Source organism: Bradyrhizobium sp. CCBAU 11357 (assembly GCF_028128865.1).
In the GTDB taxonomy this organism is placed as follows: Bacteria; Pseudomonadota; Alphaproteobacteria; order Rhizobiales; family Xanthobacteraceae; genus Bradyrhizobium.
In genome coordinates, this window is record NZ_LBJW01000015.1 from 13,904 (window position 1) to 36,400 (window position 22,497).

The window sequence follows — 22,497 nt, forward strand, 5'->3', positions numbered from 1 at the left end:
TGATTCTGCGCTGACATTTTTGTCATGTCGGACAAAACACCGCAGGCCGGGGTTTCGGCCGCGCGCAATCCACATTTTTTGCGCGTATTCGCACCGGTCCCATCCGTAATTATCCGGTGATGTGAATGCGATCAGGTTACCCCTGAGATACCTAGCGCCGCAAGGCTGGCACAATCAGGAATGGAATCATTCCGAGGATCACGCTCGCAAGTGCGAAGGCGAGCAGCGCGTTGTAGCCGTGGGTCGCGTCGTGGATCAGGCCGCCGCTCCAGGAGCCGAACGCCGAGCCGAGGCCACTGCCGATTGAGATTGTGCCGTAGATGGTGCCCACGCGCTTGCCCTGGAAGATCCGCATCGCGGTCGCGCTGATCAGCGGGCCGCGCGAGCCCATCATGCTGCCGAAGCAGACGATGAAACCGGTGAGCAGCAGCATGTTCGGGGAATATTGCAGCAGCCAGAGCAGCGCGATGCCGAGGATCGAGATCGCATAGCTCAAGAGCACGGACGGCCTTCGCCCGATCAGGCCGTCGAGCGCAGACACACCGAGCATGCCGAACACCAGCACGACGCCGGAAAAACCCCAGGCGGTCGCAGCTTGCAGCGGCGGGAAGCCGGCATCGATCAGATACGCCACGATCTGCGCGGCGATCGCGTACATGCCGACGGCGGTGAAGAAGAACGTCGAGAACAGCGCCCAGAAGGCGTGGTGACGCATCGCGCGGACCAGCGTCCAGCCGTTGTCGACGAAATCAGGATCGCTCCTCTTGGCGACGTGCGGCGAGCCGGCCGCGAACATGCGCCAGGGCAGCAGCAGCAGCGGCACCAGCAAGCCCAATGCCGCGAAGCCGAACAGCTGGTAGGTGCCGCGCCAGCCGATGTGATCGATCAGCAGCTGCGAGGCCGGCAGCAGCGCCAGCACGCCGCCGCCCATCGCCGAATACACCACCGACATCGCGGTCGGCAGGCGCGGCCCGAACCAGCGGCCGAGCAGGATCGAGTTCGGCACGATGCCGATGAAAGCGATACCGACGCCGACGCAGAGGCCGATCGAGAGCTGGAACTGCCACAGATGCTGCGCGTGCGCCGCGATCAGGAAGGCGGCGCCGAGCAGCGCTAAGCCGAGCGCATAGACAATGCGCGGTCCGGAATGATCGAACAGGCGTCCGACGAAGGGGGCGGTAAGGCCGCTCGCAAGCCAGGTGAGTGAATAGACCGAGACGATCTGCGCGCGGTCCCAGCCAAAGCTTTCCGAGATCGGCTTCAGGAATACCGTAAAGCTGTCGCCGAGCCCGCGGCCCAGCACGGCCAGCGTGAAGCAGAGTGCGAGCACGGTGAGCGCGATGCGCACGGCGCCTTGCGGTGTCGCCGCGACGCCGTCACGGTGCGTATCCTTGCTCGTTTCCCTCGGCGTGTATTGTTTCATTGCCCTCAGGGAGCGCGCATCCGTGCGCCCTGACAAGCAGTGAAAAGCTCATACGCCTATGCAGGCTTGATCAGCACGTGCTTCTTCTTGCCGAAGGACAGCTTGATCACGCCTTCGGGCGTCAGATTGCCCGCCGACAATGCCATCTTCTCGTCGGTAACAGGCTCATCGTTGACGCGCAGGCCGCCGCCTTTGATCTGGCGCCGCGCCTCGCCGTTGGAGCCGACGAGGCCCGCCTTGACGAAGGCGTTGAGCACGCCGAGGCCGGCGTCGAGCTCGCCGCGCGGAATTTCCACGGTCGGCAGGCTTTCGGCGAGCGCGCCTTCCTCGAAGGTGCGGCGCGCGGTCTCCGCGGCTTGGATCGCGGCGTCGCGGCCGTGCAGCAGCGCGGTCGCTTCGGTTGCGAGCACCTTCTTGGCCTCGTTGATCTCGGAGCCGCCGAGCGCCTCGAGCTTCCTGATCTCGGCCATCGGCAACGTCGTGAACAGCTTCAGGAATTTGCCGACGTCGGCGTCCTCGGTGTTGCGCCAGTACTGCCAGAAATCGTACGGGCTGAACTGGTCGGCGTTGAGCCACACCGCGCCCTGCGCGGTCTTGCCCATCTTGGCGCCTGAGGCAGTCGTCAGCAGCGGCGTCGTCAGCGCGAACAGCTGGTGCGTGCCCATGCGGCGGCCGAGATCGACGCCCATGATGATGTTGCCCCATTGGTCCGAGCCGCCCATCTGGAGACGGCAGCCGGTGCGCTTGGCCAGCTCGACGAAGTCGTAGGCCTGGCAGACCATGTAGTTGAACTCGATGAAGCTCATCTCCTGCTCGCGCTCGAGGCGCAGGCGCACGGAGTCCATGGTCAGCATGCGGTTGACCGAGAAGTGTCGGCCGACGTCGCGCAGCATCTCGATCCAGTTCAGCTTGGTCAGCCATTCCGCATTGTCGAGCATGACGGCGTCGCTCTTGCCCTCGCCGTAGCGCAGCACCTTGGCGAACACGCCGCGGATCGATTCCTTGTTGGCCTCGATCTCGGCAATGGTGCGGATCGCGCGCGTCTCGTCCTTGCCGGAGGGATCGCCCACCATGGTGGTGCCGCCACCCATCAGCGTGATCGGCTTGTTGCCGGACTGCTGCAGCCAGTAGAGCATCATCATGGTCAGGTAGTTGCCGATGTGCAGCGAGCGGGCGGTGCAATCGTAGCCGACATAGGCCGTGGCCTCGCCCTTGGCGGCGAGTGCGTCCAGCCCCTCGAAATCGGAGCATTGGTGGATGAATCCACGTTCCTGCAGGGTGTTGAGGAAATCCGATTTAAATGCAGTCATCTGTCGGCGTGCCTGACAATTCTTGGTTTACCGTTTTGGGGGCAATTTAAGAGTCTTCCGCGGGAACCCGATTGGCCGCCCGCCACTTGGCGCGTTGGCATTATAAGATGTGTCCCTCTGGCACAAGATCGGCATGCCAGGGCGGTTTCTTGAGGACGCCTGGTCCATGATGTTGACGGCACTCGGTTTGATGAGCGGCACCTCGCTGGACGGGGTGGATGTCGCGCTGATCGAAACCGACGGAAAGCAGGTGAAGGCGTTCGGGCCGTCCGGTTACAGGCCCTACGGCCCGGCCGAGCGCAACCTGCTGCGCCAGGCCTTGAGCGAGGCCGTGCATCTGCAGCAACGCGAGGCCCGCCCGGGCATTCTGGGCGATGCCGAGCGTGCGGTGACGCAGGCCCATGCCGAGGCGGTTGCGGCCTTCCTCGCCCAAAACCGGATGAGGGCGGAGGACATCGACATTGTCGGCTTCCATGGCCAGACCGTGCTGCACCGGCCCGAAAGACGGCTGACGGTTCAGATTGGCGACGCGCCGGCGCTGGCAAGGACCATCCATATTCCGGTGATGCACGACTTCCGCGCCGCCGACGTCGAGGCCGGCGGGCAGGGCGCGCCGCTCGTGCCGGTCTATCACCGCGCGCTCGCCCATTCGCTGGAGCGCGAGGGGCCGATCGTCGTGGTCAACATCGGCGGCGTCTCCAACATCACCTATATCGACGGCAACGATACGCTGATCGCCTGCGACACCGGCCCCGGGAACGCGTTGCTGGACGATTTCATGTACCGCACCATGAACCAGGCGTTCGATGTGGAAGGAAAGTTCGCCGCGCTCGGCAAGGTGGACGAAGCCTGGATCGCGCGGGGGCTGGAGCTGCCGTTCTTCGCAAGCCCCCCGCCGAAATCGCTCGATCGCAACGATTTTGCGGCGCTGCGGCTCGGCGAGGCGCTGCCGGCCGACGGCGCGGCGACGCTGACCGCCTTCACCGCCGCCGCGATCGCCCGTGTCATACCGCTGTTGCCGCGCCGGCCGCGGAGCTGGATCGTGTGCGGCGGCGGCGCCCGCAACCTCACCATGCTGCGGATGCTGCGGGAGCGGGTGGGCTCGGCGACGGTCGAGGCGGCCGAAACGCTCGGTTGGGCCTCCGACGCCATTGAGGCGCAGGCCTTCGGCTTTCTCGCCGTGCGCGGCATGAAAGGCCTGCCACTGTCCTATCCCGCAACCACGGGCGTGCCGATGCCGATGACCGGCGGGGTGATTGCACGGCCCTGACGATCACGCTCGGTTGATACAGTTGCACAGACCTTGACGGATGGATGCAATTGCATCTATATTGGATGCAATTGCATCTAACCCGCCGGGATCATCGCCATGACCGCTTCACTGAAACTGATCAGCCACAAGCTTTGTCCCTATGTGCAGCGCGCCGTGATCGCGCTGAAGGAGAAGGGCGTGCCGTTCGAGCGGATCGACATCGATCTCGCCAACAAGCCGGACTGGTTCTTGAAGCTATCGCCGCTCGGCAAGGTGCCCGTGCTGGTGGTGACGACCGAGAGAGGCGAGGTCGCGCTGTTCGAGAGCAACGTGATCTGCGAATACATCGAGGAGACGCAAGCAGGCAGCAGGCTGCATCCGGCGGATCCGTTGCAGCGGGCCGAGCACCGTGCCTGGATGGAGTTCGGCTCGGCAATCCTCGGCGACCTCTGGGGCTTGGAAACGACGACCGACCCGGCGACGTTCGAAAGCAAGCGCCAGGCCCTGGTCGCAAAGTTCGCGCGTGTCGAGGCCGCGCTCGGCGCAGGCCCGTTCTTTGCCGGTGACGCCTTTAGTCTCGTCGATGCCGTGTTCGCGCCGGTCTTCCGCTATTTCGATCTGTTCGACGAATTGACCGAGCACGGCATCTTCCGCGATGTGCCGAAGGTGCGCGCCTGGCGCGCCGAGCTCGCAAAGCGCCCGAGCGTGCGCGGCGCGGTCGGGGCGGACTATCCGCAATTGCTGCGCGCGTTCCTCGTTCGCCACGACGCGCATCTGCTCAAGCTCGCGGCGTGAGCGCATGTCGCAATCCGTGGCCTGGCTGTTGCTGGTGATCGCCGGCGCACTCGATGTCGGCTGGGCGATCTCGATGAAGTACGCGGAAGGCTACACGCGGGCAGGCTGGAGCGTTATTTCGCTCGTGCTGCTTGCGGCCTTCGTCTTTCTGCTCGGACGCGCCTTGAAGGTGCTCGAGGTCGGCGTCGCCTATTCGGTGTGGACCGGCATCGGCGCGGCCGGCACCTTCATCATGGGCGTCGTATTGTTCGGCGAGAGTTTGAGCGCGATGAAGCTTGCCGGCATCGCGCTCGTGCTCGTCGGGATTGCCGCGTTGAAGGCGGCTTGAGCTTGCGCGGCGATGCCGTGTCCCGGACGCGCTGCAGCGCTCTTGCGCTGCTGCGCAGAGCCGGGACCCATGAGGCGACGGAAAACGTAAGGGTGGGCCCCGGCTCTGCGGCGCATCACTGCGTGATGCACCGCGTCCGGGGCACGGAGAGGCGTCACCGCACGTTGGCGAGGCGCATGTCCAGATAGGCCGTGATGGTTTCCATCAGCGGCTCGAGCTTGGAGTCGAAGAAGTGGTTGGCGCCGGGGATGATCTGCTGGTCGATCACGATGCCCTTCTGCGTCTTCAGCTTCTCGACCAGCGTGTTGACGTCCTTGGGCGGCACCACCGCATCCTTCTCGCCGTGGACGATCAGGCCTGAGGACGGGCAGGGCGCGAGGAACGAGAAGTCGTAGAGGTTGGCCGGCGGCGCGATCGAGATGAAGCCCTCGACTTCGGGGCGGCGCATCAGGAGCTGCATGCCGATCCAGGCGCCGAAGGAGAAGCCGGCGACCCAGCAGGCGCGCGCCTCGGGATTGATGGTCTGCGCCCAGTCGAGCGCGGCGGCTGCATCCGACAATTCACCGGTGCCATGGTCGAACGAGCCCTGGCTGCGGCCGACGCCGCGGAAATTGAAGCGCAGCACCGAGAAGCCGCGATGCGCAAAGGCGTAGTAGCACTGGTACACGATCTGATGGTTCATCGTGCCGTGGAACTGCGGATGCGGATGCAGGATCATCGCGATCGGTGCGTTCTTCTGCTTGGCCGGGTGATAGCGGCCCTCGAGGCGGCCGGCAGGGCCGGTGAAAATGACTTCAGGCATCGATGATCTCTGATTAGTCCCTTGGAGGTGATCCCTGCGCAATCGTCCGATTGTGGCCCTCGCAGCGTTGCCGCCGACGCGAGCACGGATGAAAGGTGGAGAGGCGCGCCCTCGGATGATGCGCGAGGGGCGCGCGGGTGAACTGACGCGCGCTTCTAACACGAGGCCAGGGTCAAAAAGCAAGCTTCTTCGACATCTCTCAATCAGCTCAACAGCTTAGCCGGTCATTGTGCAGTCACCTCCGGCCTGCCTCCAGGGATCGCGACCTGCCTGACTCAACTGGCGCCGGCAGCGGGCGCCCGCCGCGCCGGAGGGGAGCGCTCAACCGATTGGAATCACGATCGTTTATGGATCGTCGGTGGCGCTTCCCGCCGGGGCGGTTCGGCTGCCGAGCGAGGCGACGGCCGGCCGGTAACGCCGGCTGCCGCCGAGCGTCTGGCCGTTGTCGAAGGCGAGCTCGAAATCTCCGGAAGCCTTGAGGTCGACGCCGCGCACGCGGTCGAGATTGGCAAGCTTGGTCCGATGAACGCGAACGATGGAGAAGCGCGCCAGCTCGCTTTCTGCCGCCGCCAGCGTGCCCCGGATCAGGTGCTGGGTGCCGTCGGCGAGGCTGTATTCGATGTAATTGCCGGCGGACGCCACCCAGAGAATCTCGCGCGGCACCACGCGAATGCGGCTGGTACCGTCGCGCAGCCAGATCAGATCGGGGGACGAGGGCGGGGGCGCAGCAGGCGCCGCCGCCGAAGCGACTGCGGCCCTCTTCAGCTCACGCCGGCTTTCGAGCAGCCAGATCGTGGCGCCGATCAGGATGACCGCCACCGCATCTTTGCGGAATTCGTACAGGATCGTCGCGAGCGAGAAACGGAAATCGTAGGCGCCGCCGGCGAGCCAGAGCGCGAGCTTTCGCACCCAGACCATGCCGGTGATGTGGAGGGTGGAGAAGCCGAGCAGGGCGATCGCCCCGATCGCCGCCTGTGCGGCGAGGCCCGGTGTCCGGCGCATGCGGCGGACCGCCAACACCAGGATCGGCAGCAACAGCAGGATGACGGCGATGCTCGACATCTCCCAGAACAGCCGCCGGCCGATGTCATAGCTGTCGCCGCGCCAGGCCGCATCCTGCGCGCCTGAAAACGCATTGACGATTCCGATCGCGAGCGCAACGGCGCCGATCGCTGCGAACATCATCCGGTCGCCGCCGCTGATCCCGAAAGACCCGCGACTCGTCCCAGCTGCCGGCGGCTCATCCCCTCGCGTCCGATTCTGATCCCAAACCGGCTCGACGCGCGCCGCAGGCGGAGCATTTTCGGTGTCAACCATGGCCCCAAAACCGCGTTCGTCGTCCCGTCAAGGAGAAGAAAACCATGACAACACCACAGCAATTCCAAAGCTCGGAAAGGCGTATCGACCTGGACTGGGTGCGGATTTTAGCCTTCGGGCTCCTGATCTTCTACCACGTCGGCATGCTCTACGTGTCCTGGGGATTTCACATCAAGAGCGCGCACCGGCTGACCTGGCTGGAACCGGTGATGCTGTTCGTCAACCCATGGCGGCTGTCGCTGCTGTTCCTGGTCTCCGGGGTTGCCACCCGCTTCATGCTCGGCAAGTCCAGCCTGGGTTCGCTCGCCGGCGCGCGATCGGCACGGCTCCTGATCCCGCTGATCTTTGGCATGGTCGTGATCGTGCCCCCGCAGTCCTATCTCCAGATCGTCGAAAGCCTCGGCTATCCCGCCGGCTTCCTCGACTTCTACACCAGTCACTACTTTGCCTTCGGCGCACAGTTCTGTCCGAACCCGTGCATCGTGTTGCCGACCTGGAACCATCTCTGGTTCGTGGTCTATCTCTGGGTCTACACGATAGCCTTGATCGGCGTGCTCGCGCTGTGGCCGGCGGGCGCTGACTGGCTTGGCCGGAAGCTCGATGGCGTGCTCGCCCGGCCATGGCTGCTGATCGGGCCCTGCCTGCTGTTTGCGGCCTGGCGGCTGGTGCTGTTTCCGGCTTTCCCGTCGACGCACGCGCTGTTCGGCGACTGGTACAACCACGCGGACCACGCGACGGCCTTCCTGATCGGTTTCCTGCTGGCGAGGCAGGAGGGGATCTGGCGCGAGCTCGAGCGTCAGCGCTTCGTGGTCCTGCTGGCGGCCGTCGCCTGCTTCTCGGCCTTCATCCTGGTTCGCGCCGGCCTGTTTGCGCCGTCGTCCATGCTGAGGTGGTTCGCAGCCTCGGCCTATGGCTGCTATCAATGGCTCGCCATCGCAGCCGTGCTGGGCTTGGCGCGACGCACCTTCACAGCCGACAGCCCGGCGCGGCGCTATCTCACCGACGCGATCTTCCCGTACTACATCGTGCATCAGACCGCGATCATCGTGATCGCCCATCAATTGCACGGCAGCGGTCTATCGGTTGGGACCGAAGCGTCCATTGTCATCGTCGGGACCGCGCTCACATGTGTGGCCACCTATGAAATCGTCCGGCGCGTTGCCTGGCTGCGGCCGCTGTTCGGATTGCGGGCGGTGCCGCGAACGGTGCGAAGGGTGGAACAGCAGCCGGCCTGACGAGTGCCCACCCTCCGATTGGCCGGACGACAAAAGGTGCTAAGAGGGCGAGATGCCGAACCGTGTCTATCTCGACTGGAATGCGACCACGCCGCTGCGCGCCGAGGCGCGGGCGGCGATGGTTGCGGCCTTCGACCTGGTCGGCAATCCCTCCTCGGTCCATGCCGAGGGGCGGGAGGCGCGGCGGCTGGTCGAAGAGGCCCGCGCGACGCTTGCAGCCGCGGTCGGGGCCCAGCCGCGCAACGTCGTCTTCACCTCAGCTGGAACCGAGGCCAATGCGCTGGCGCTCGCGCCGGGCTTGCGGGGTCCGTCCGGCGGACCTGTCGCGCGGCTGCTGGTCTCGGCGGTTGAGCACGCCTCAGTGCTGGCCGGCGGCCGGTTCCCGGCGGACAAGATCGGCCTGATCCAGGTCACGCGCTCCGGCGTGGTCGACCTCGATCAGTTGAAGCGGCAGCTGAACGACGGCCCGCCAGCCCTGGTCTCGATCATGGCCGCCAACAACGAGACGGGCGCCGTTCAGCCCGTCACGGAGGCTGCAACGATCGTCCACGAGGCCGGCGGCCTCCTGCATGTCGACGCGATCCAGGCTCTGGGCAAAATTCCATTCGATATCAATTCGGTAGGCGCCGACCTTGCCACTTTTTCTGCGCACAAGATCGGCGGTCCCAAGGGGATCAGCGCTTTGGTGATGACCGAGGGGATAGGCGGCCTGGAGCCGGTGCTGCGGGGCGGCGGGCAGGAGCTCAGCCGCCGGGCCGGAACCGAGAACGTTGCCGGAATCGCCGGCTTCGGGGCGGCGGTAAAGGCTGCCCTTCAGGCTCTGCCGGAAGATGTGAAGCGCATGGCAAGCCTCAGAGATCGTTTGGAAAATGGCCTTCGTGACGTACCCGGGACGACAGTCTTTGCGAAAGACGTGGCGCGGTTGCCAAATACCGTCCTTTTCACCGCGCCGGGCTTGAAGGCCGAGACCGCCGTGATCGGCTTCGATCTGGAGGGAATCGCGGTGTCCTCCGGCTCCGCTTGCTCCTCCGGAAAGGTCCAGCCGTCTCACGTCCTGTCGGCGATGGGCTATGATTCCGCGGTGGCCCAGGGAGCGGTGCGTCTCAGTCTGGGCTGGTCCACGGAACCGGAGGACATCAATCGGGCGTTAGAGGCTTGGCGAAAGCTTGGTAATACCCTACTTAAGAGATGAGCGACGAAACACGGCTTGAACGGTTCTAAGCCCGTGCTTTCCGCGGAGAAATATCGTAATACTCGTCCAAGTTTGATCCACCGCGGTCCTTGAAACCGCGAGCGGAGGATGGAATGCCAGCCGTACAAGAGACGGTCGAGCGCGTGAAGCGCATCGACGTCGACCAGTATCGTTATGGGTTTGAGACCCTGATCGAGTCCGACAAGGCCCCCAAGGGGCTGTCGGAAGATACCGTCAAGTTCATCTCCGAGAAGAAGAACGAACCCGCCTGGATGCTGCAGTGGCGGCTGGAGGCCTATCGGCGCTGGCTGACCATGACCGAGCCGACCTGGGCGCGCGTCGACTATCCCAAGATCGACTTCCAGGACCTCTATTACTATTCGGCGCCGAAGCCGAAGAAGACGATCTCCTCGCTGGACGAGATCGACCCGGAGATCCTGAAGACCTACGAGAAGCTCGGCATTCCCTTGCGGGAAGTCGCGATGCTCGAAGGCGTCGAGCCGAAGCCCGGTGAGGAAGACCCGGCGCGCCGCAAGATCGCGGTCGATGCTGTCTTCGATTCGGTGTCAGTTGCGACCACGTTCAAGGCCGAGCTGAAGAAGGCCGGCGTGATCTTCATGCCGATCTCGGAGGCGATCCGCGAGCATCCTGAGCTGGTGCAGAAATATCTGGGCTCGGTGGTTCCGACCTCGGACAATTTCTACGCCACGCTGAACTCGGCGGTGTTCTCCGACGGCTCGTTCGTCTATGTGCCGCCGGGCGTGCGCTGCCCGATGGAGCTGTCGACCTATTTCCGCATCAACGAGCGCAACACCGGCCAGTTCGAGCGCACGCTGATCATCGCCGACAAGGGCTCCTACGTCTCCTATCTCGAGGGCTGCACCGCGCCGCAGCGCGACGAGAACCAGCTGCACGCCGCGGTGGTCGAGCTCGTCGCGCTCGACGATGCCGAGATCAAGTATTCGACCGTGCAGAACTGGTACCCCGGTAATTCGGAAGGCAAGGGCGGCATCTACAATTTCGTCACCAAGCGTGGCGATTGCCGCGGCGCCAATTCCAAGATTTCCTGGACCCAGGTCGAGACCGGCTCTGCGATCACCTGGAAATATCCGAGCTGCATTCTCCGCGGCGACAATTCCCGCGGCGAGTTCTACTCGATCGCGATCTCGAACGGCTTCCAGCAGGTCGATTCCGGCACCAAGATGATCCATCTCGGCAAGAATACGTCGAGCCGCATCATCTCCAAGGGCATTGCCGCCGGCAAGTCGCAGAACACCTATCGCGGTCTCGTCACGGCGCATCGGAAAGCGACCGGGGCGCGCAACTTCACCGCCTGCGATTCGCTGCTGATCGGCGACAAATGCGGCGCGCACACCGTGCCGTACATCGAGGCCAAGAACTCCTCGGCAACGTTCGAGCACGAGGCGACCACCTCGAAGATCTCCGAGGACGTGCTGTTCTACTGCATCCAGCGCGGGCTCAGCCAGGAAGAAGCGGTCGGCCTCGTCGTCAACGGCTTCGTCAAGGACGTGCTGCAGCAGCTGCCGATGGAATTCGCGGTGGAAGCGCAGAAGCTGATCTCGATCTCGCTCGAAGGGTCGGTCGGCTAATTGCCGACCCTCGCGGCGCGCGCATCGCGCACCAACATCAATTGAATTGAATAGACTGGATACCAAGATGGCTTTGCTTGAAGTGAAAGACCTCAAGGTTCGTGTCGAGGAGCGTGAGATCCTCCACGGCCTGACGCTGACCGTGAACGAGGGCGAGGTGCACGCGATCATGGGGCCGAACGGCTCCGGTAAGTCGACGCTTTCGCACGTCATCGCCGGCAAGCCCGGCTACGAGGTCACCGACGGCCAGATCCTGTTTAGGGGCGAGGACCTCTTGGAGATGGATCCGGACGAGCGCGCCGCCAAGGGCGTGTTCCTGGCGTTCCAATATCCGGTCGAGATTCCCGGCGTCACCACCATGAATTTCCTGCGCACTGCGCTCAATGCGCAGCGCAAGGCGCGCGGCGAAAGCGAGCTGATGGTGCCGGACTTCCTGAAGAAGGTCCGCGAAGTCTCGAAGTCGCTGAACATTCCGCAGGACATGCTCAAGCGCGGCGTCAACGTCGGCTTCTCCGGCGGCGAGAAGAAGCGCAACGAGGTGCTGCAGATGGCGCTGTTCGAGCCGAGCCTGTGCATCCTCGACGAGATGGATTCCGGTCTCGACATCGATGCGCTGCGGATCGCGGCCGACGGCGTCAATGCGCTGCGCTCGCCGGGGCGTGCGATGGTCGTCATCACCCACTATCAGCGGCTGCTCAACTACATCGTGCCTGATTTCGTGCACGTGATGTCGAGGGGCCGCGTCGTGAAGAGCGGCGGCAAGGATCTGGCGCTGGAGCTGGAAGCCTCCGGCTACGCCCAGTTCGAGGATGCCGCGTAAGGAATTTTTAAGATGAACGTTGCTGTGGCAAAGACCGGGAGCGGCCGCGCGGTGAGCGATCTCTTCGCCAGCGCCGAGGGCCGCTTGCCGGGTTCGCCTGATGTGGCAGCAGTGCGCCGCGAGGCGTTTGAGACCTATGAGCGTCTCGGCCTGCCGCACCGCCGGATCGAGGAATGGAAATACACCGACCTGCGCGCGTTGGTCGGCGAGGTGCTGCCGCTGGCAGCCGCGCCCGATGCCGCCGCGCTGAGGCGCGCCGCGGACGCGGTCAAGGCGCATGCCATCGCGGGCGCCCGCAAGCTGGTGCTGGTCGACGGCGTGTTCGCAGCCGAGCTTTCCGACGTGAAGGCGCTTGTCGCCGAGGCGGGCTTTGAGACTTCGCGTGAGGCGCTGGAGAAGGACGCTAGCCTCCTGAAGACCGCATCCACTGATGCGGTGATCGCGCTGAACGCAGCAATGGCGACCGACGGCGTCGTGTTGTCGATTGCGGATGGCGCGCAGCTGTCCGCGCCGATCCAGATCATCCACATCGCGACCGCCGCGTCGACCTCGGCGTTCACCCGCTCACAGATCGCGGTCGGGAAGGGCGCTCGCGTCACCATCGTCGAGACTTTTGTTGCGGCGGAAGCCAAGGCTTATCAGATCAACGACGCCGTCATCGTCTCGGTCGGCGACAACGCCGATGTCGCACATATCCGCCTGATGGACGACGCGCCCGACGCGGTGAACGTCACCTCGCAGTTCGTCACCATCGGCGCCAATGTGAAGTTCAATTTCTTCAACATGACCACGGGCGCCGCGGTGAGCCGCCTTCAGGGCTTCATCACGCTGGCGGGCGAGGGCAGTGAGCTCTCGGCCAACGGTGTCAACTTGTTGAAGAAAACCGAGCACGGTGACACCACGCTGGTGGTCGACCACGCCGTGCCGAACTGCGTCAGCCGCGAGATCTTCCGCGCCGTGATCGACGACCGCGCCCATTCGGTGTTCCAGGGCCGCATCATCGTCCGCCCCGACGCGCAGAAGACGGACGGCAAGATGATGACCCGGGCGCTGCTGCTGTCGGACGAGGCCGAAGCGGACAACAAGCCCGAGCTGGAAATCTTTGCCGACGACGTCTCCTGCGGCCACGGCGCGACCGCCGGCGCGCTGGACGAGAGCCTGCTGTTCTATCTGAAGGCCCGCGGCCTGCCGGAGAAGCAGGCCCAGGCGCTGCTGATCCAGGCCTTCGTCGGCGAGGCAATCGAGCAGATCGCCGATGATACCTTGCGCGAGCACGTGATCGGCATCGCCGAGCGCTGGCTGGAGCGGCGGTCATGAGCACGCATCCGGCGGTCAAGAACGGAGCCTATGACGTTGCGCGCGTGCGCCAGGATTTTCCGGCGCTCGCCATGCAGGTCTACGGCAAACCGCTCGTTTATCTCGACAACGCCGCCTCGGCGCAGAAGCCGAGCGCCGTGCTGGACCGCATGACGCAGGCCTATACGTCCGAATACGCCAACGTGCATCGCGGCCTGCACTACCTCGCCAATGCCGCGACCGAGGCCTATGAGGGCGGCCGCGCCAAGGTCGCGCAGTTCATCCACGCTGCGCGCACGGAAGAAGTCATCTTCACCCGCAACGCGACCGAGGCGATCAACCTGGTCGCGTCCTCCTGGGGTGGCCCGAACATCAAAGAAGGCGACGAGATCGTCATCTCGATCATGGAGCACCACTCCAACATCGTGCCGTGGCACTTCCTCAGGGAGCGCCAGGGCGCGGTGATCAAGTGGGCGCCGGTCGACGACGAGGGCAATTTCCTCATCGACGAATTCGAGAAGCTCTTGAGCCCGAAGACCAAGCTGGTCGCGATCACGCAGATGTCGAACGCGCTCGGCACCATCGTGCCGGTCAAGGACGTCGTCAGGATCGCCCACGCCCGTGGCATTCCGGTGCTGGTCGACGGCAGTCAGGGCGCGGTGCATCTGCCGGTCGACGTCCAGGACATCGGCTGCGATTTCTACGTCTTCACCGGCCACAAGGTCTATGGCCCGACCGGCATCGGCGTGCTCTGGGCCAAGTACGACCACCTCGTCGCCATGCGCCCCTTCAATGGCGGCGGCGAGATGATCCGCGAGGTCTCGCGCGAGGTCGTCACCTATGGCGATCCACCGCACAAGTTCGAGGCGGGCACGCCGGCGATCGTCGAGGCCGTCGGCCTTGGCGCCGCCATCGACTACGTCAATTCGATCGGCAAGGAGCGCATCGCCGCCCACGAGGCCGATCTCACGGCCTACGCCCAGGAGAAGCTGCGCGAGATCAACTCGCTGCGGCTGATCGGCACGGCGCGGGGCAAGGGTCCGGTGATCTCCTTCGAGCTCAAGGGCGCGCATGCCCACGACGTCGCCACCGTGATCGACCGCCAGGGCATCGCGGTGCGCGCCGGCACCCATTGCGTCATGCCGCTTTTAGAGCGGTTCAACGTCACGGCCACCTGCCGGGCCTCGTTCGGCATGTATAATACGCGGGAAGAAGTCGATCATCTGGCACAGGCGCTTTTGAAGGCGCGGGATTTGTTCGCATGAGTGACACGGCCGAAATCAAAGCCAATCCGATGGAGACCCATTCGGCACTGCCGCCGGAGGAGACCGAGCGTCTCACCACCGAGATCATCGCCGGGCTCAAGACCGTGTTCGATCCGGAAATTCCGGCCGACATCTACGAGCTCGGCCTGATCTACAAGGTCGAGATCAAGGACGACCGCTCGGTGGACGTCCAGATGACACTGACGACGCCGAACTGCCCGGCCGCGGGCGAGCTGCCGACCATGGTCGAGAACGCGGTCGCCAGCGTCCCCGGCGTCGGCGTGGTCGACGTCAAGGTCGTCTGGGAGCCGCCGTGGTCGCCCGAGCGCATGAGCGACGAGGCCCGCCTCGTGCTGAACATGTGGTGACGGCTTCGGCCCGCATTGAATTCGCTCCGCAACGGGACCACATAGACAACATGACCCAGGCGACACCAGCATCCTCCACTCCGAAGCCGCGGCGGCCGCGCCCGCAGGTGATGCGGCTGACGGACGCTGCTGCCCAGCGCATCACCGAGCTGACCCAGCGCGCCGATTCCGAGATCGTGGGCCTGCGCGTCGGCGTCAAGAACGGCGGCTGCGCCGGCCAGTCCTACACGGTCGAATACGCCCACGAGATCCGCCCGACCGACGAGGTCGTCGAGGACAAGGGCGTCAAGATCCTGGTCGATCCCAAGGCCGTGCTGTTCCTGCTCGGCACCGAGATGGACTACAAGGCCGACAAGATGCAGGCCCAGTTCGTCTTCAACAATCCCAACCAGATCTCCGCCTGCGGCTGCGGCGAATCGGTCGAGCTGCGGCCGGCCAAGATCGACGGGTAATCTCTCCACCGTCATTGCGAGGAGCCCGCGACAAAATTGCGAAGCAATTTTGCGCGGGCGACGAAGCAATCCACACTGCCTCCGCGGCGGAAGTCTGGATTGCTTCGCTTCGCTCGCAATGACGGAAATGCTATGAAGGCTCACTTGCTTGCGCAGGGTAGCCTCCGATGGACCGCGAATTCCTGATCGACCTGTTCGCCGATTTCGGCCCGGTCACCATCCGAAAAATGTTCTCTGGCTACGGCATCTCCGCCGACGGCGTCAATTTCGCGCTGTCACTGCGCGCCGGCCTGTTCTTCCGCGCCGACGAGACGACCATTCCCGATTTCGAAGCCGAAGGCTCGAAGCCGTTCCAGTACTCGACCCGCGCCAAGACCGTGGTGGTGAATTCCTACTGGGAGCTGCCGGCGCGCCTGTTCGATGATTCAGCAGAGCTGGCGCAATGGGCGAGGGCGGCGCTCGCCGCGGCGCAGCGCGCCAAGGTGAAGCGGCCGAAGGCGAAGAAGCCGGCGGCGAAGAAGGTTGCGCCGAAGAAGGGTGTGCCGAAGAAGGTTGCCAAGAAGACGGTGCGTAGGGTGGGCAAAGCGAAGCGTGCCCACGGCTCGAAATAGTCATGCCGAGATGGTGGGCACGCCGCTTCGCGCCTTTGCCCACCCTACGAGAGCTCAATCCACCGCCTTGGTCAGGCCGACCCTCATGTCCTTGGCCGTGAAGACGCTGACGCCATCCGCAACCACACGCCCATCAGCGATCCCGAGCACCAGCTTGCCGCGCCGGACCATGCGCATGGCGACCTCGTAGCGCACGCGTTGCGTGTTCGGTGTGATCTCGCCCGTGCACGCCACTTCCCCGACGCCGATGGCGCGGCCCTTGCCGGGCGAACCCGACCAGCCGAGCCAATAGCCGACCATCTGCCACATGGCGTCCAGTGCGAGCGTCGGCGGCATGATGGCGTCACCGCGAAAATGGCAATCGAAGAACCAGTGGCTTGGCGTGATGTCCAGCTCGCCGACGACATGACCCTTGCCGAACTCGCCGCCGTCCAGGCTGATCTCCGTGATGCGGTCCATCATCAGCATTGGCGGCGCAGGCAATTGCGCGTTGCCCGGGCCGAAATAGCCGCCTTCGCTCGATCTCAGCAGCTCGTCCCGGGTGTAGGACGGTTGCGGCGTATGGAAATCATGAGGATTGGGCAAGGCGATTGGTCCTCGATGCTCGCGTCAGGCGCCATGGCGGCGAGGAAGATGTCGGTTGGCATGCTGGAATGTCAAGAAAGGACGAATGCCGCCTCACGCCACCCGGCTGTGGCTCTCGATCGCGAATTCCGGATCGGCTTCGCAGATCACGCGGTTGCGGCCGTTGCGCTTGGCGGCGTAGAGGCAGGCGTCCGCACGCTCGATCAGCGCGTCGGTGTCGTCGCCCTCCCTCAGCATGGAAACGCCGACGGAGATGGTGACGCGGCCGAGGATCTCGCCGGTCGATTTCTTCTTCAATTCCTTCGCCATCACGGCGCGGCGGATGTGATCGGCCACCGTGAGCGCCTGGCGCATCGCGGTGTTGGGCAGCACCACCGCAAATTCCTCGCCGCCGTAGCGCGCGGTGATGTCCTGGCCCTTGATGGTCTGCTTGAGCGAAAGGCCGACGAGCCGCAGCACCTGGTCGCCGGTGAGATGGCCGTAGGAATCGTTGAACGACTTGAAGTGATCGATGTCGAACAGCAGCAGCGACAGCGGCTCGCCCGAGGCGAGCGCGCTCTGCACGGCCATGCCGATCATGCGGTCGAAATATTTGCGATTTCCCAGGCCCGTGAGCGGATCGGTCAGGCTCTCGGCGCGGATCGCCTCCAGGCTCTGCTGGAGATTGCTGATCTCGTTCTTCGACAGCGTCAGACGGTCTTCCAGCGCCTTGTTGGCCTCGCGCATCTCGCTGGTCGAGCGCAGCAGGGTCTCGACGATCGCCTTGATCTGGTCGCGGCTCTCGGCCGACGACAGTTTCTCGGTCGCACCCGAGAGGCTGGAATCGTAGGCCCCGGTCATGCCGAGCGCCTCGCCCAGCACCTTCACCACGTCGTCGATCTCGCCGACGACGCGCGCGCCGACCTTGTCGATGCGGTCGGTGGTCTTGATGTGGGAAAGATAGGTCTCGTAGATCTGCTCGAGATCGGCTTCGGTCAGCTTGCCGCTGCGCGCCAGCGTCTCATTGATGATCTTGTTGAGCGGTGCGTTGTAGCCGGTCGCGTAGACGTACCAGATCTCGTAATTGCGGGGAATGGCCGTCTGTCGAAGCGATCGGATCTGACCGAGCGCCACCTCGGCGAACGCCATCGTGCGTTCGTGTTCGTCGAGTACCTTGATCACAGAACATCCCCACAGCGGCCGACGCGCCATCGACCGCAGCAATGCTTAAATTATGTTCGTAGGCTAACGGACGATTGTGAACACCCCGTAAATATACGTTCACGGGCGCATCCAAAAAATTGCAAAGCGAGGAGATTCAACCGAAATCAGGTGGTGCCGGCGCGCTTCAGGCGCCGGCAGGGGAGCGAACCGGCCGCAGCAGAAACGCCGGCAGATGCGAGTGATCGCCCGGCTCGGTGTCGACCTCGCGCTGGCGGCGCGGCTCGGGACGGCCGATCGAGGGCACATGCGACGAATTCGCTTGCGGGCGCGCACCGTTGCGCGGCTCGGATGATTGCCTGGCTTCGCGCGGCGGCCGTGCCTCGCGTGCGGGCCTCGCCTCGGGAGCCGGTCGTGCCTCGCCACGCGCCTCGCGCGGCTCGTGACCGCGTTCGCGGTCATGACCACGCCGCTCGCCGCGCTGCGGCTTGCCGCGTCCGCCGCGTGAACGCTCGCGGCCGCGCTGTTCGCGCGGACGCTCGCCCTGTTCGCCCGCTTCGGCGTGGACGTCATAGTCGCCCTCGGCGCGCGGAATGCTCTGGCCGATCAGCTTCTCGATCGCCGCCATCGACTTCTGGTCGAGCGGCGTCACGATCGAGATCGCGGTGCCGGTGCGACCGGCGCGGCCGGTACGGCCGACGCGATGGACGTAGTCGTCGGGATGATGCGGGACGTCGAAATTGAAGACGTGGCTGACCTCGGGAATGTCGAGGCCGCGGGCGGCGACGTCGGAGGCGACCAGTAGCGGCAACTCACCCTTGCGGAACTGTTCGAGCGCAGCCATGCGGGCCGGCTGGTCCATGTCGCCGTGCAGGGCGCCGACGCTGAAGCCATGCTTCTGCAGCGATTTGTGAACGATCGCGACCTCGCGCTTGCGATTGCAGAAGATGATCGCGTTCTTGAGATCCTTGGCCTCCCGCAGCAGGCGGCGAAGCAATTCGCGCTTTTCATGCGCCTCGCGCCCGGCCGGGACCTGGGACTGCGTGACGGTGACGGCGGTGGTGGCGGGCTTGGAGACTTCGACCTTCTGCGGGTTGTGCAGGAAGGCCTCGGTGATGCGCCGGATTTCCGGCGGCATGGTCGCGGTGAAGAACAGGGTCTGCCGCGTGAACGGGACGAGCTTGCAGACGCGCTCGATGTCGGGGATGAAGCCCATGTCCAGCATGCGATCGGCTTCGTCGATGACGAGCAGCTCGACGCCGGTGAGCAGGAGGCCGCCGCGCTCGGTATGGTCGAGCAGGCGGCCTGGCGTTGCGATCAGGACGTCGACGCCGCGCGTCAGCTTGGCATCCTGGTCGCCGAACGAGACGCCGCCGATCAGGAGGGCGACGTTGAGTTTCTGGCCGGCGCCGTAGCGGTCGAAGTTTTCCTTCACCTGGGCCGCCAGCTCGCGGGTCGGCTCGAGGATCAGCGTGCGCGGCATGCGCGCCCGGGCTCTGCCCTTTTCGAGGATGGTGAGCATCGGCAGCACGAAGGCCGCGGTCTTGCCGGTGCCGGTCTGGGCGATGCCGAGCACGTCCTTGCGTGCGAGGACGTGGGGGATCGCCTGTTCCTGAATGGGGGTGGGGGTGGTGTAACCGGTGGCCGCCACTGCGGCGAGGACTTTTTCGGACAGTCCGAGATCTGAAAAGGACATTGAGCCTCTGGTCGAAACCGCCGTTCGGAATCGAGGGTAATAAGGCTGGTCGCGTTCCACCCCGAAACGGCGCGCTCTCAAAGAAGCTGGGGGTGCTGACTCACGCGAACAAAGCGCAAGGCTCAGGAATCGCTCTTCGATCTGAGCCGCGTCGCCCCGGAACATAGGCGGGAATTGGCCAAAGTCAATGGAGCGGGCGCGGGAAGAGCCTAAAAAACCTGAGGTTTTTGCCCAAATCACGGGCGCGGCTGGGGTTTTCCCCGGCAGCCCCCTCAGCCCGGCCGTGACGGCCAAGACGGCAGCTAACGCCCGTCCGTGCCCTTGGCCCGGAAGTCGCCGGGGGCCATGCCATAGGCGGCGTTGAACACCCGGTAATAGGTCGCGAGGCTCTCGAAGCCGCACGAGGCTGCGATATCAGCGATCAGCCGCTCCGGCGCCTCGCGCAGCAGCTTCCGGCTCTGTTTCAGGCGCTCGTCGGTCACCGTCTGGGAGAAGCTCTTTTCCGCCATCTCGAACAGCATGTGCAGGTGACGCACGGAGACGCCGAGCAGGTCGGCCACCATGGCCGGCGCAAGATTGGGGTCCTCAAGGTGGCGCGCGATCAGCCGCCGGGCTTGCGAGAGGCGGGCGGTCCGCAGTGCCTCCTGTCCCCGCCGGCTGCCGGGCCGCACGACGCCACGCTCGATCAGCGCCAGATGGGCCAAAGCCTGGACCAAGGAGGTCTGGACGGCAGCGGCCGCATTGTCCGCCCCGATCTCGTCGAGATCGGCAAAGCAGGCCGCGAGCAGGCGCGCCAGAGCCGGATCGTTCAAGGTCCGGGGCGCAAGCTCGCGCATGCGCCTGTCCTGTACCGGGATGCTGCTCACGGGGATCTTGAGGATCCGCAGGTGGAAGCCCCCGTTGCCGAGCGGCGCGGTGCGGTAGGGCAGGTCGGTATGGCTGGTGGCGAAGCTGCCATTGGCAATCGCAAAGTCGCTTGTGCGCATGCCGCCGAACCAGCCGCCGCTGCCGAGCTGCTGGTAGACGCAGATCGCCTCACCCGGGGCGTAGGCGATGTCCGACGCGCTGCGCTCGACCGCATACGGCGAGGCCTTCAGCTCGACGAGCCCGGCGCCGCCCAGCCGCCGCAGCGAGAATTCGCCGAAAAAGTCCGCGCGCCGTTCGCGCGCGAGCTCGGCGGTGACGCCGAACAATCCCCTGGCGCGCACCTCGCGCCAATAGTCGAACCGATCCTTCGGGTCGACCTCGTCCGTACACCAGTGCAACACGGCAGTCCCTCGCTTTCAGCGAAATTGTCCAAAGGGAAACAGATTCCAGCGGAATCGGCCATAGCCGGATCGCGCAACCGGAGCTCCAGGTCCCTTGAACCGTCGTCTGGTCTCGGCCGACTATCACACAGCGGCGGGGGGTCCCATGAACTGCCGTTCGAAGATCGGCGGCAGGGCCGGTTCTGCAACAGGAATTTTGCGATGACGCGTCGGCTTTTCAGAATTCTGGCGGCCCTTGGCCTCGCAGCAAGCCTGAGCGGCTTCGCCGCGCCCGCCTGTGCCGAGAAGCGCGTCGCGCTCGTCGTCGGCAACAACGACTACAAGAACGTGCCGAAGCTGCTCAAGGCCGTCAACGACGCCCGCACCATGGGCGACACGCTGAAGCAGCTCGGCTTCTCGGTGATGGTCGCCGAGAACCAGAGCCGGCAGCAATTCTCCGAGACGCTGCTCGCCTTCGACAAGGCGATCGAGCCCGGCGACACCGCGTTCTTCTTCTATGCCGGCCACGGCTTCGAGATTGCCGGCCAGAACTATCTGCTGCCGACCGACGTGCCGGCGGCGACCGAAGGGCAGGAAGAGCTGGTGCGCGACGCTTCGATCCTGGCCGACCGCATCGTCGAGCGGCTGCAGAACAAGAAGGCGCGCACCTCGATCCTGGTGTTCGATGCCTGCCGCAACAATCCGTTCGAGCGCAAGGGCACCCGCGCGGTCGCCGGCGGCGGCGGGCTCGCGCCGATGACGCAGCTGCCCGAGGGCGTGTTCTCGGTGTTCTCCGCGGGTCCCCGCCAGACCGCGCTCGATCGGCTCTCCAACGACGACGCCAATCCGAATTCGGTGTTCACGCGCACGTTCGCCAAGGAGTTGCTCAAGCCTGGCGAGAATCTCGTGCAGGTGGCGCAGCGGACCCGCCGTGCCGTCAGCGAGATGGCCGATACCGTGAAGCACAGGCAGGTGCCGGTCTATTTCGACCAGATGGTCGACGACGTGTTCCTCAGCGGCCTCGCCAAGGACGCCGTCGCGCGTTCGGACGATCCGCCGCCGCAGAAGCTTGCGGCGCTGCCGCCGGTGTCGGTGCCGCAGATGCCCAAGGAGGAGAGCCTCAACGCGCCGATCGCGAGCTTCTCGCGGCACAATGGCGGCTGGAGCGTGACGTTCTCCTTCGCCGATCCGACGCTCGGCGTTTCCTGGCGCATGGCCGGCGCGGGCGATTTCCGCGAGACCGGCTTCATCGATACGCTCGATCCGCGCACGCGCAAGCGGATGCCGAACCCGTCGATCGAGCTGCCGCCGGACGCGCAGGCCGGCACCATCGAGGTTCGCTACGTCGACCAGTCCGGCGACATGCAGGGCCCATTCCCGATCAGGTTCGATCCCGAGGCCGCGCTGATCCGCGACCAGCGCAAGATCCTCGACATGACCTCGACGAGCTGGCTGTCGTTCCGCGAGTTCAACGGGCTGCTCGTCTATTACACCCACCTCGTCTCCTATCGCTGCGCCATCCGCGAGGTGCGCATCGGCATCGACACCGCCGTGCCCAACCAGGTGCTGAAGATGCCGCCCTGCGACATGCGCGATCCCAGCGCGGTCAGCGCCGGCATGCCGCTCTACATGAAGCTCGCGCCAAGCACGAAATCCGTCTCGGTCGAGCTGACCTATCGCGACGGCAGCGTGTCGGAGATCAAGAGCTTCAGGAGCGCGAACCGGAGCAACAATTGATGCGCTGTTCGGCCGG

Annotated in this window: 21 protein-coding genes; 13 read left to right on the plus strand and 8 right to left on the minus strand. The window is 65.0% G+C overall.

From position 1 onward, the window contains the following. Positions 1-151: 151 nt before the first annotated feature. Positions 152-1,423: an MFS transporter gene (locus XI05_RS02800; protein WP_271498453.1), complete on the minus strand. Its 1,272-nt coding sequence runs from the start codon at positions 1,421-1,423 to the stop codon at positions 152-154. Positions 1,424-1,479: 56 nt separating this feature from the next. Then, positions 1,480-2,733: a tyrosine--tRNA ligase gene (gene tyrS, locus XI05_RS02805; protein WP_271498454.1), complete on the minus strand. Its 1,254-nt coding sequence runs from the start codon at positions 2,731-2,733 to the stop codon at positions 1,480-1,482. A gap of 166 nt (positions 2,734-2,899) precedes the next feature. On the opposite strand from tyrS, the gene XI05_RS02810 reads away from it, so the two are divergent. The 3 genes from XI05_RS02810 (at position 2,900) to XI05_RS02820 (ending at position 5,108) form a co-directional block, all read left to right on the plus strand. Then, the gene (locus tag XI05_RS02810) at positions 2,900-4,003 is read left to right on the plus strand and encodes an anhydro-N-acetylmuramic acid kinase (protein ID WP_271498456.1); all 1,104 of its coding nucleotides are present in this window, start codon (positions 2,900-2,902) and stop codon (positions 4,001-4,003) included. A gap of 99 nt (positions 4,004-4,102) precedes the next feature. Next, positions 4,103-4,780 carry a glutathione S-transferase family protein gene (locus XI05_RS02815; protein WP_271498458.1) on the plus strand — a complete coding sequence of 226 codons (678 nt, stop codon included), beginning with the start codon at positions 4,103-4,105 and terminating at the stop codon, positions 4,778-4,780. A 4-nt stretch (positions 4,781-4,784) separates the two neighbouring features. Further along, positions 4,785-5,108 (plus strand): DMT family transporter, encoded by a 324-nt coding sequence (locus XI05_RS02820; RefSeq protein WP_271498460.1) that lies wholly within the window; start codon positions 4,785-4,787, stop codon positions 5,106-5,108. Positions 5,109-5,262: 154 nt separating this feature from the next. Here XI05_RS02820 and XI05_RS02825 read toward each other — a convergent pair whose 3' ends face one another. Then, entirely contained in the window at positions 5,263-5,910 is a 648-nt protein-coding gene (locus XI05_RS02825) for an alpha/beta hydrolase (protein ID WP_025036034.1), read from the minus strand. A 345-nt stretch (positions 5,911-6,255) separates the two neighbouring features. Next, positions 6,256-7,095 carry a LytTR family DNA-binding domain-containing protein gene (locus tag XI05_RS02830; protein WP_271498461.1) on the minus strand — a complete coding sequence of 280 codons (840 nt, stop codon included), beginning with the start codon at positions 7,093-7,095 and terminating at the stop codon, positions 6,256-6,258. A gap of 176 nt (positions 7,096-7,271) precedes the next feature. On the opposite strand from XI05_RS02830, the gene XI05_RS02835 reads away from it, so the two are divergent. From XI05_RS02835 to XI05_RS02875, 9 genes are all read left to right on the plus strand, one after another. Next, positions 7,272-8,462, plus strand: coding sequence for an acyltransferase family protein (locus XI05_RS02835; protein WP_271498463.1), 1,191 nt, complete (start codon positions 7,272-7,274; stop codon positions 8,460-8,462). Between the two features lie 52 nt (positions 8,463-8,514). Next, positions 8,515-9,654 (plus strand): cysteine desulfurase family protein, encoded by a 1,140-nt coding sequence (locus tag XI05_RS02840; RefSeq protein WP_271498465.1) that lies wholly within the window; start codon positions 8,515-8,517, stop codon positions 9,652-9,654. A 113-nt stretch (positions 9,655-9,767) separates the two neighbouring features. Further along, positions 9,768-11,264, plus strand: a complete 1,497-nt coding sequence (gene sufB / locus XI05_RS02845; RefSeq protein WP_271498467.1) for a Fe-S cluster assembly protein SufB — start codon at positions 9,768-9,770, stop codon at positions 11,262-11,264. 67 nt (positions 11,265-11,331) lie between these two features. After that, a complete protein-coding gene (sufC, locus tag XI05_RS02850) occupies positions 11,332-12,084 on the plus strand; it encodes a Fe-S cluster assembly ATPase SufC (RefSeq protein ID WP_172788691.1) in 753 nt (250 codons plus the stop codon). A 12-nt stretch (positions 12,085-12,096) separates the two neighbouring features. Then, positions 12,097-13,401: a Fe-S cluster assembly protein SufD gene (sufD, locus tag XI05_RS02855; protein ID WP_271498468.1), complete on the plus strand. Its 1,305-nt coding sequence runs from the start codon at positions 12,097-12,099 to the stop codon at positions 13,399-13,401. Further along, complete coding sequence (locus tag XI05_RS02860; RefSeq protein ID WP_271498469.1) at positions 13,398-14,645, plus strand: cysteine desulfurase; 1,248 nt, start codon at positions 13,398-13,400, stop codon at positions 14,643-14,645. The genes sufD and XI05_RS02860 overlap by 4 nt, the downstream gene beginning before the upstream one ends. Then, the gene (locus tag XI05_RS02865) at positions 14,642-15,013 is read left to right on the plus strand and encodes an SUF system Fe-S cluster assembly protein (protein WP_063683732.1); all 372 of its coding nucleotides are present in this window, start codon (positions 14,642-14,644) and stop codon (positions 15,011-15,013) included. Before XI05_RS02860 ends, XI05_RS02865 begins: the two co-directional genes overlap by 4 nt. 50 nt (positions 15,014-15,063) lie before the next feature. Then, entirely contained in the window at positions 15,064-15,465 is a 402-nt protein-coding gene (locus tag XI05_RS02870) for a HesB/IscA family protein (protein WP_158671097.1), read from the plus strand. A 167-nt stretch (positions 15,466-15,632) separates the two neighbouring features. Beyond that, positions 15,633-16,076 carry a TfoX/Sxy family protein gene (locus tag XI05_RS02875; protein WP_271498470.1) on the plus strand — a complete coding sequence of 148 codons (444 nt, stop codon included), beginning with the start codon at positions 15,633-15,635 and terminating at the stop codon, positions 16,074-16,076. A gap of 54 nt (positions 16,077-16,130) precedes the next feature. On the opposite strand, the gene fabA is transcribed toward XI05_RS02875, so the two are convergent. The 4 genes from fabA to XI05_RS02895 form a co-directional block, all read right to left on the minus strand. Continuing rightward, on the minus strand, positions 16,131-16,661 hold the full coding sequence (fabA, locus tag XI05_RS02880; protein ID WP_271498471.1) for a bifunctional 3-hydroxydecanoyl-ACP dehydratase/trans-2-decenoyl-ACP isomerase: 531 nt from the start codon (positions 16,659-16,661) through the stop codon (positions 16,131-16,133). A 93-nt stretch (positions 16,662-16,754) separates the two neighbouring features. Continuing rightward, positions 16,755-17,822, minus strand: a complete 1,068-nt coding sequence (locus tag XI05_RS02885) for a GGDEF domain-containing protein (protein ID WP_271498472.1) — start codon at positions 17,820-17,822, stop codon at positions 16,755-16,757. A 166-nt stretch (positions 17,823-17,988) separates the two neighbouring features. Beyond that, positions 17,989-19,497, minus strand: coding sequence for a DEAD/DEAH box helicase (locus XI05_RS02890; RefSeq protein WP_271498473.1), 1,509 nt, complete (start codon positions 19,495-19,497; stop codon positions 17,989-17,991). Between the two features lie 302 nt (positions 19,498-19,799). Continuing rightward, a complete protein-coding gene (locus tag XI05_RS02895; protein ID WP_271498474.1) occupies positions 19,800-20,765 on the minus strand; it encodes a helix-turn-helix domain-containing protein in 966 nt (321 codons plus the stop codon). Positions 20,766-20,966: 201 nt separating this feature from the next. On the opposite strand from XI05_RS02895, the gene XI05_RS02900 reads away from it, so the two are divergent. Beyond that, positions 20,967-22,481 (plus strand): caspase family protein, encoded by a 1,515-nt coding sequence (locus tag XI05_RS02900; protein WP_271498475.1) that lies wholly within the window; start codon positions 20,967-20,969, stop codon positions 22,479-22,481. The last annotated feature ends 16 nt before the right edge of the window (positions 22,482-22,497 follow it).

Bases quoted from the DNA above. Each gene is read 5' to 3' on its own strand.
- XI05_RS02820 (WP_271498460.1), top strand. From the start codon at position 4,785: ATGTCGCAATCCGTGGCCTGGCTGTTGCTGGTGATCGCCGGCGCACTC.
- XI05_RS02815 (WP_271498458.1), top strand. From the start codon at position 4,103: ATGACCGCTTCACTGAAACTGATCAGCCACAAGCTTTGTCCCTATGTG.
- XI05_RS02825 (WP_025036034.1), bottom strand. From the start codon at position 5,910: ATGCCTGAAGTCATTTTCACCGGCCCTGCCGGCCGCCTCGAGGGCCGC.
- sufD (WP_271498468.1), top strand. From the start codon at position 12,097: ATGAACGTTGCTGTGGCAAAGACCGGGAGCGGCCGCGCGGTGAGCGAT.
- XI05_RS02810 (WP_271498456.1), top strand. From the start codon at position 2,900: ATGATGTTGACGGCACTCGGTTTGATGAGCGGCACCTCGCTGGACGGG.
- sufB (WP_271498467.1), top strand. From the start codon at position 9,768: ATGCCAGCCGTACAAGAGACGGTCGAGCGCGTGAAGCGCATCGACGTC.
- XI05_RS02800 (WP_271498453.1), bottom strand. From the start codon at position 1,423: ATGAAACAATACACGCCGAGGGAAACGAGCAAGGATACGCACCGTGAC.
- tyrS (WP_271498454.1), bottom strand. From the start codon at position 2,733: ATGACTGCATTTAAATCGGATTTCCTCAACACCCTGCAGGAACGTGGA.
- sufC (WP_172788691.1), top strand. From the start codon at position 11,332: ATGGCTTTGCTTGAAGTGAAAGACCTCAAGGTTCGTGTCGAGGAGCGT.
- XI05_RS02865 (WP_063683732.1), top strand. From the start codon at position 14,642: ATGAGTGACACGGCCGAAATCAAAGCCAATCCGATGGAGACCCATTCG.
- XI05_RS02835 (WP_271498463.1), top strand. From the start codon at position 7,272: ATGACAACACCACAGCAATTCCAAAGCTCGGAAAGGCGTATCGACCTG.
- XI05_RS02840 (WP_271498465.1), top strand. From the start codon at position 8,515: ATGCCGAACCGTGTCTATCTCGACTGGAATGCGACCACGCCGCTGCGC.
- XI05_RS02900 (WP_271498475.1), top strand. From the start codon at position 20,967: ATGACGCGTCGGCTTTTCAGAATTCTGGCGGCCCTTGGCCTCGCAGCA.
- XI05_RS02875 (WP_271498470.1), top strand. From the start codon at position 15,633: ATGGACCGCGAATTCCTGATCGACCTGTTCGCCGATTTCGGCCCGGTC.
- XI05_RS02870 (WP_158671097.1), top strand. From the start codon at position 15,064: ATGACCCAGGCGACACCAGCATCCTCCACTCCGAAGCCGCGGCGGCCG.
- XI05_RS02860 (WP_271498469.1), top strand. From the start codon at position 13,398: ATGAGCACGCATCCGGCGGTCAAGAACGGAGCCTATGACGTTGCGCGC.
- XI05_RS02830 (WP_271498461.1), bottom strand. From the start codon at position 7,095: ATGATGTTCGCAGCGATCGGCGCCGTTGCGCTCGCGATCGGAATCGTC.
- XI05_RS02890 (WP_271498473.1), bottom strand. From the start codon at position 19,497: ATGTCCTTTTCAGATCTCGGACTGTCCGAAAAAGTCCTCGCCGCAGTG.